The organism is Actinoplanes sp. TBRC 11911 (assembly GCF_012933445.1).
In the GTDB taxonomy this organism is placed as follows: Bacteria; Actinomycetota; Actinomycetes; order Mycobacteriales; family Micromonosporaceae; genus Actinoplanes.
In genome coordinates, this window is sequence record NZ_JABBNC010000005.1 from 315,225 (window position 1) to 321,972 (window position 6,748).

General features: G+C 73.0%; 6 protein-coding genes. 4 read left to right on the plus strand and 2 right to left on the minus strand.

Translation table 11 applies throughout. The features are described 5' to 3' along the window. Positions 1–153 carry a hypothetical protein gene (locus tag HH310_RS10850; RefSeq protein ID WP_169175314.1) on the minus strand — a complete coding sequence of 51 codons (153 nt, stop codon included), beginning with the start codon at positions 151–153 and terminating at the stop codon, positions 1–3. A gap of 154 nt (positions 154–307) precedes the next feature. Further along, entirely contained in the window at positions 308–3,292 is a 2,985-nt protein-coding gene (locus HH310_RS10855; RefSeq protein WP_169175315.1) for an NB-ARC domain-containing protein, read from the minus strand. Positions 3,293–3,392: 100 nt separating this feature from the next. Here HH310_RS10855 and HH310_RS10860 point away from each other — a divergent pair, with 100 nt between their 5' ends. From HH310_RS10860 to HH310_RS10875, 4 genes are all read left to right on the plus strand, one after another. Further along, positions 3,393–3,986: a hypothetical protein gene (locus HH310_RS10860; RefSeq protein ID WP_169175316.1), complete on the plus strand. Its 594-nt coding sequence runs from the start codon at positions 3,393–3,395 to the stop codon at positions 3,984–3,986. Beyond that, a complete protein-coding gene (locus tag HH310_RS10865; protein ID WP_169175317.1) occupies positions 3,961–4,707 on the plus strand; it encodes a hypothetical protein in 747 nt (248 codons plus the stop codon). The genes HH310_RS10860 and HH310_RS10865 overlap by 26 nt, the downstream gene beginning before the upstream one ends. Beyond that, on the plus strand, positions 4,704–5,411 hold the full coding sequence (locus HH310_RS10870) for an NUDIX domain-containing protein (RefSeq protein ID WP_169175318.1): 708 nt from the start codon (positions 4,704–4,706) through the stop codon (positions 5,409–5,411). Before HH310_RS10865 ends, HH310_RS10870 begins: the two co-directional genes overlap by 4 nt. Before the next feature lie 74 nt (positions 5,412–5,485). After that, positions 5,486–6,310 carry a hypothetical protein gene (locus tag HH310_RS10875; RefSeq protein ID WP_169175319.1) on the plus strand — a complete coding sequence of 275 codons (825 nt, stop codon included), beginning with the start codon at positions 5,486–5,488 and terminating at the stop codon, positions 6,308–6,310. Positions 6,311–6,748: the final 438 nt, after the last annotated feature.

Sequence of the window (6,748 nt, forward strand, 5' to 3'; positions counted from 1 at the left end):
TCAGACGCAACGCTGGAGGATGGTGTCCCAGCTGGTGCTGGCCGGGCAGCCGTAGGCGGCCGTCGACCCGGACGAGGACAGGGACTGGCCGGCGAGGGATACCGCGACGGCCACGAGCAGGGTGACGAGGAAATGACGGCGACGTGCGCGCATGACTCTTCCTTTCGAGGAAGGTTGCGGGTTGACGGTGGAGGTGGCACTCGCGTGCGCGCCCACGAGTGCCTTGCGCGCGATGACAAGTCCGTCCGGCGTTCCGGAACACCGGCCTTACTGTCGTACTGACACTAAGGCCGGGACGGGGTTTGTGTCAACTGGACACAAAGAGCCTGTCGAGAACTGGCACATCGCCCCGGGCGTACAACTCGGTCACCCGGTCCCGCGCCGCCGCCGCGGCGTCGGCATCCCCCAGCCGGTCATAGGTGGACGCCAGCTCGGCCTGCGCCTGGACCTCCAGGTAGGTCGCACCGCTCGCCCGGATCGGCTCCAGCGCCCGCAACAGCGCGACCGCCCGCTCGGCGTGCCGCCCCAGCGACTCCTCGAGGGCCGCGATGGACAGGCAGACGCGGCCCTCCAAAGCCACGTCCGGGCCGTCGTGCGCGAGCGCCTCGGCCTTCTCCAGCCGGTCGCGGGCCGCGACCGGGTCGCCGAGCGCCAGCGCCAGATCGCCGAGCCCGTGCAGGGCGTACGCGTGTGCCACCCCGCTGTCCGGCGGCGACGCGGCCAGCACCTCGTCGAACGCGGTCGCCGCCGCGTTCAGGTCACCCAGGGCGAGACGGGCCTGGCCCATCCAGTACACCGTCGGCGCCAGCACCCGGGCCTGGTTGCCGGCCCGGGCGATCTTCTCGGCCTCGCGCAGCACCGCGACCGCCGACGCCGGGTCGCCGCGCACGAGATGGGTCTGCCCGATGAACCGCAGCGTCTGCTGGCTGCCGGTCAGGTCGCCGCTGCGCTGATAGTGGACCAGCGCCTCGGTGAACAACGACAGCGGACGCGAGAGCTCGCCCCGCCGGCGCAGCGCGTTGGCCAGCGTCCGCTGCGCCACCGCCCGGCCGTGCGCCTCGCCGGTCTCGCCGAGCAGCCGCACCGCGGTCTCCAGCTCGGGCACGCCGGAGACCCCGGGGCTCCCGCTGGCCACCAGCGGCGGCTGACCGAGCATGGTCAGCACGATGCCCTCGCCGCGCCGGTCCCCCGCCCGCCGGCACGCGGCGAGGGCGATCTCGTGGGTGACCCGCCAGTCGTCGAAGTAGGCACCGATGGCGTAGAACTCGTGCGCCGAAACCGCCAGGTCCCAGCAGAGGTCGGCGCGGCCTGCCGACGCGGCCTGCGACACCGCGGCGCGGATGTTGAGCCGCTCGAGCTCGAACCAGCCGGGCGGATCGGCGACCGCCTCATCCAGGTCGCCCTTCGGCAGCGGGACGTCCGGGACGTCGCTGTGCGACACGTCGAAGTCCTCGCCGTAGAGCGTGAACTGCGCCCGGCGGGTCAGCGACAGCAGCGCGGCGCACACCCGGGCCGGCACCCCGTCGAGCCCGTCGAACGGCGCGGACGCCGCGAGCCCCCGCGCGTACTCCCTGGTCAGGTCGTGGAAGCGGTAGCGTGCGGTGCCCGGCGCCGGCTCGATCATGCCGACCGCGGCGAGCTGGGTGAGTGCCTCGCCGGCTCCCGGCCCGGGATCGTCGAGCACCGCCGCGGCCGTCCACTCGCCGAAGGTCGGCAGCGCCAGCAGACCCAAACCCAGAAACAGCCGGCGGGCGCGGTCGTCCAGCGGCGCGAGCCCGGCACCCAGGGTGCGGGCCAGGCTTTCCTCCCCGTACGCGAACGCGGTCGTCCCCTGTGCGGCCAGGCGCCGTCGCAGGTCCGCGGTGGACCGGTGGAAGCTCTCCACCCGCAGCAGCGCCGCCATCCGGACCGCCAGCGGCAGCCCACCACACATCCGGACCACCTCGCCCGCGGCGTCCTCCTCGCCGGCCAGGTCGATGTTGCCGGCCGTCACGATCTGCCGGAACAGCTCCCCCGCGGTGTCGTCGTCCAGCGCGCCCAGCGGCGCGACCTGGTGGGTGGGCGCGGCGACGTCCGGCATCCGGCGCCGCGAGGTGATCAGCACGACGCACTGGCCGCCGCCGGGCAGCAGGTCGCGCACCTGGGCGGCGTCGAACGCGTCGTCCAGCACCACGAGCACCCGGCGGTCGGCCAGCGTGGAGCGGAACAGGGCCGCGCGTTCGCGCCGGGTCTCCGGCACGGCCGGCAGGCCCAGCGCGCGCAGGAACTCGGCGAGCACCTCGGCCGGGTCGGCCGGCGCTCCGGTGGTGCCGCGCAGGTCGGCCCAGAGCTGACCGTCCGGATAGGCCTCGGCGGCGTCGTGCGCGGCCCGCAACGCGAGCGCGGTCTTGCCCATGCCGCCCGGCCCGGAGATCGCCAGCACCGGCAGCCGCGGCTCGCGCAGCAGCCAGGTGACCTCGGCGAGCAGGCCGGAGCGGCCGACGAAGAACGGCGGCGGCGGGCGCAGCTGCCGCGGCTGCGGGACGGCGGCGGACAAGGGGGTGCCGGCCGCTCGCGCCACCGCCTCGTCGTTGCGCGTCACCATGGCGTACGCGAGGCGGCGCAGGCTGACGTCCGGGCTGGAGCTGATATCCTCGTAGCGTTCGTGCACGGCGGTGGCGTCCTCGGCGTGCCCGTCCTGGTAGAGCGCGATCATCAGCAGCCGGCAGAGCTGCGCGTCCTCGGGGTACTCGGACACGAACGCGGCCAGGTCCTCGGACGCCTCCGCGTACGCGCCGCGGGCGATCTCCAGCGTGAACAGGCGAACCGCGCCGCGCTTGCGACGGCGGCGCAACGCCTCGATCTCACCCTCGAAGGCACCGATCGGCACGTTCGCCAGCGGCCGCTCCGAACGCCACAGCGCGAGCGCCGCGCGCAGGCAGGCGATCTCCTGCTCCGGGTCGGGGTTCAGCCGGTACGCGTCGGCCCGCTCGACGAACCGTACGAAGCTCAGCATGTCGAGATCCTCGGCGGACGCCGTCAAGGCGTACCCGAAACGATTGTGGGTTCTCAGTGCGTCCGGCCGGTCGATCGCCAGGAAGACCTTGCGCAGCGCGGAGATGGCCTTGTGCAGCTGGGCGGGGCTGACCTCGGGCGTGCCCCAGCCGGCCGCGATCAGGTCGGTGGTGGACAGCTGGCGGTTGGCCCGCAGCAGCAGCGCGGCCAGCACCGCACGGGCCCGTCCGCGGGGCAGCTCGACCAGGTTGCCCCCGGAGTCGCGAACCTCTAGATCACCGAGAATTCCGTAGATCATGAGCGGTCCTCACCGACGTCGGTAAGGAAATGGAAGCACAGCGGTAGCTCGGCGTGAACGAATCAGCGACGACCATCCGGCTCGTCGACGGGAGTTCATCATGGTCAATCGTCTTCGCGGCACTTTGGAGTGTCTGACCGACGATGAGAAACGACCCCTGCGGCCGATCGGCATGGGCGTGCGGGAGGCCGCGGCGCGCACCGGCGATCTGCTGGTCCGGCTGGCGGACATTCCCGGGGTACGCCTGCTGGCCGGCGTCCGGGTGACCCGACGTACGCCGCCGATCGGGTTCGTGCTGGTCACCGCCACGCACGTGCTGCTGATCGAGTCGGTGGCGTGGCCGTCCGGCGCGTACACGACGACGTCGCAGGGCGCGATCCTGTGCGACGGCGTCGACATCGGCCAGTCCGTGCATCCGCTGGCCGGCGCGGTGCACCGGATGCGGCGGCTCGCCCGCCGCCGGGTGGTGAGCGCCGCCGTGGTGGTGCACCCGTCGGATTCCGGGCGGCCTTCCTTGCCCGTCACCCATCCGGGTGGCCCGATCTGGCTCTCCCCCGGTGAGGTGCGCTCCCACATCGCCCGTCACCTGCGCGGCAAGACTTATCGTCACACTGACATTATTTCCTGGTACGCTTTCGGCAGCCCCCTGAACCAAAAGGACGGTCGCCATGCAGCGGATCTGGCAGTCACTTGACGTCGTCATCTCCCTTCTCGTCTCGCTCACCGTCGGCATCCTGGGCATGCTGAACCTGTCCAACGGCTCGGTGCTGGCCGGCGCCACCCTCGCCACGCTGACCGTGCTCGCGGCCGGCACGCTGCACTCCCGGTTCCAGATGAACGGCCTGCTCACCCTGGCCCGGCGGCATTTCGTGGAGCCGCCGGCCGCCGACCGGCTGCTGCGTTCGTCCACCTCGGGCAGTGACGCCGAGCTGACCGGTGCCACCGAGATCGGCATCATCGGGGTCACGCTGAACCGGACCCTGCGCAACCACACCGCCGCCCTGGCCCAGTGCCTGCGCCGGGGCGGAACCGTCCGGGTCGCGGTGATCGACCCGGACGGCGCGGTGGCCGGCGAGGCGGCCCGGCGCAGCACCACACCGGACGCCGCCGAAATCTTCGCGCACCGGGTGCGCCCCACCCTCGATCTGCTCGCCGAGCTGGCCGCGATCCCGGCCGGGCGCATCGAGGTGCGGCTGCTCGGCTTCGTCCCCGCGTTCGGGCTGCTGACCGTGGACGACAGCGTGCACGTGGACGTCTACTCGCACACGTTCGGCGGGCCGGACGCGTCGATGACGCTGCGGGCCGACCGGGATCACGCCTGGTATGAGCACTTCCGCGCCGAGTTCGAGCAGATCTGGGCCAGCGGCACGCCGAGTTTGTGTCAGAAAGACAGGTTCAGTACGCTCGCGGGATGAGCGATCGGGAGCACTCCTATCTGCGGCTCGCCGTCGACCTCGCGATCCTCACCGTCCGCGACGACGCGCTGCAGGCGCTGGTGATCACCCGGGGCAACGAGCCGTTCCGGGGCCGGCCCGCGCTGCCCGGCGGCTTCCTGCGCGGCGACGAGGACATCGAGCCCGCCGCGGTCCGCGAGCTGCGCGAGGAGACGGCGATCGACGCGGCCGGGCTGCATCTCGAGCAGCTACGCGCGTACGGGGATCCGGACCGTGACCCGCGCGGCCGGGTGGTGAGCGTGGCCTTCCTGGCGATCTGGCCGGACATGCCGTTGCCCACCGCCGGCTCGGACGCGCGCACCGCCGGCTGGCAACCGGTCGACAAGGTGCGCGGCACGCTGGCCTTCGACCACGACCGGATCCTCGACGACGCGGTGGAACACGCGCGTTCCCAACTGGAGTACACGACCTTGGCCACGACCTTCTGCGGCCCCGCGTTCACCATCGGCGACCTGCGCCACGTGTACGAGGTGGTGTGGGGCCACAGGCTCGACCCGCGCAACTTCAACCGCAAGGTGACCGGCACGCCCGGCTTCGTGGAGCCCACCGGCGAGCGGCGGGTGCCCGAGGTGGGCCGGCCGGCCGCGCTGTACGTGGCGGGTCCGGCCACGACGCTGAACCCGCCGATCCTGCGGGGGCTCGCGGACGGGGAAGAAATTCGGTAGACCGGCACGCCACACTGACCTCGCCGCCCGCTGGTTGGCGGGCCCGCGGGCGGCCCCTCAAGGGGGTGGCCTCGGTGACCGACGCGCTGGTCCTCGCCTCGCTGCCGCTGGAGTTCGACGCGGCGCGCGACATGGCGAGCGTCCGCGACTGGCGGCGCCGCGGCCGCTACGGGCCGGTGCCCTACCTCGCCGGCGACTACCGCACCGCCGACGGCCGCACCCTCTCCGTCGCACTGGCCCGCCCGGCCCGGCTCGGCGGCCGGGCCGTCGCTCCGATCGCGACCACCCTCGCCGCCCTCCTGCACCCGCACTGCATCGCGCTGACCGGGATCCGCCCGGACGGCCCGGCCGTCCCCGGCGACGTGATCATCGCGCACAGCGCCGACGATCAATGGCGGCGCGCGATCCACGGCTTCCGGCCGGACGCGCTGTCCTCGTTCGGCGCGGCCGACGAGAAGGAGGCGCTGCTCTGGCTGCTGGAGCGGCTGGCCCGCGGCGAGGATCCGGTCACCCACCCGGCCCGCGCCCGCTACTTCCCGGCGGGCACCTGGCAGGCCCGCGTCGGCCCGCTGCTGCGCGAGGGCCTGATCCGCAACGCCGGCCACGGGTGGGAGCTGACCGCGGACGGCCGCGCCTACATCCGCCGGCACCTGTTCGCGGTCGTCGATCCCCCGCACCGCCTGCCGTTCGCGGTGCACGTGGCCCCGGCCGAGGACGCCTCGATCGCGGCCGTGGCGCGCGAGTCCGGCATCCCGCACTGGCTGATCGTCCAGGGCGTCAGCGACCGCGCCGAATACGACCGCTACCGCGACTTCGCCGCGCACGCGGCCGCGGAGGTGCTGTGGGCGCTGCTGGCCGACCTGCTCGGCCACGAGAGACGCCGGCCGCACGACCACTAAAGACCTTTCCGGATCGGGATTCGAACCGCGTCGTCGCCGGGCCAGGCCGCAGTGGATGCGGCCCACTCGATCGCCACCACGCTCGGTTACCTCGGTTACCTCGGTTCCGTGCGCGTCGAGCCTCCGCGGCCGGCAACCGGCACTGCGCGACCCGCGACCGACAGGCCCAGCCCCCAACCGGCACTGCACGGCCCGCACCCCCAACCGGCACTGCACGGCCCGCACCCCAACCGGCACTGCACGGCCCCCAACCGGCAATGGGTAATTGAATAACCGGCGACGGGCAGCCCCCAACCCGCAACCTGCGACGGGCAACCCGCGACCGGCATCGGCCGTCGAGGTGACCGACGAGCCGCACATGTCTCCACGTCGACGCGACCTCGTCCATCCATCCCACTATGCGGGCCACCCCGACCACATTCTGAACTTTCTGGAGAC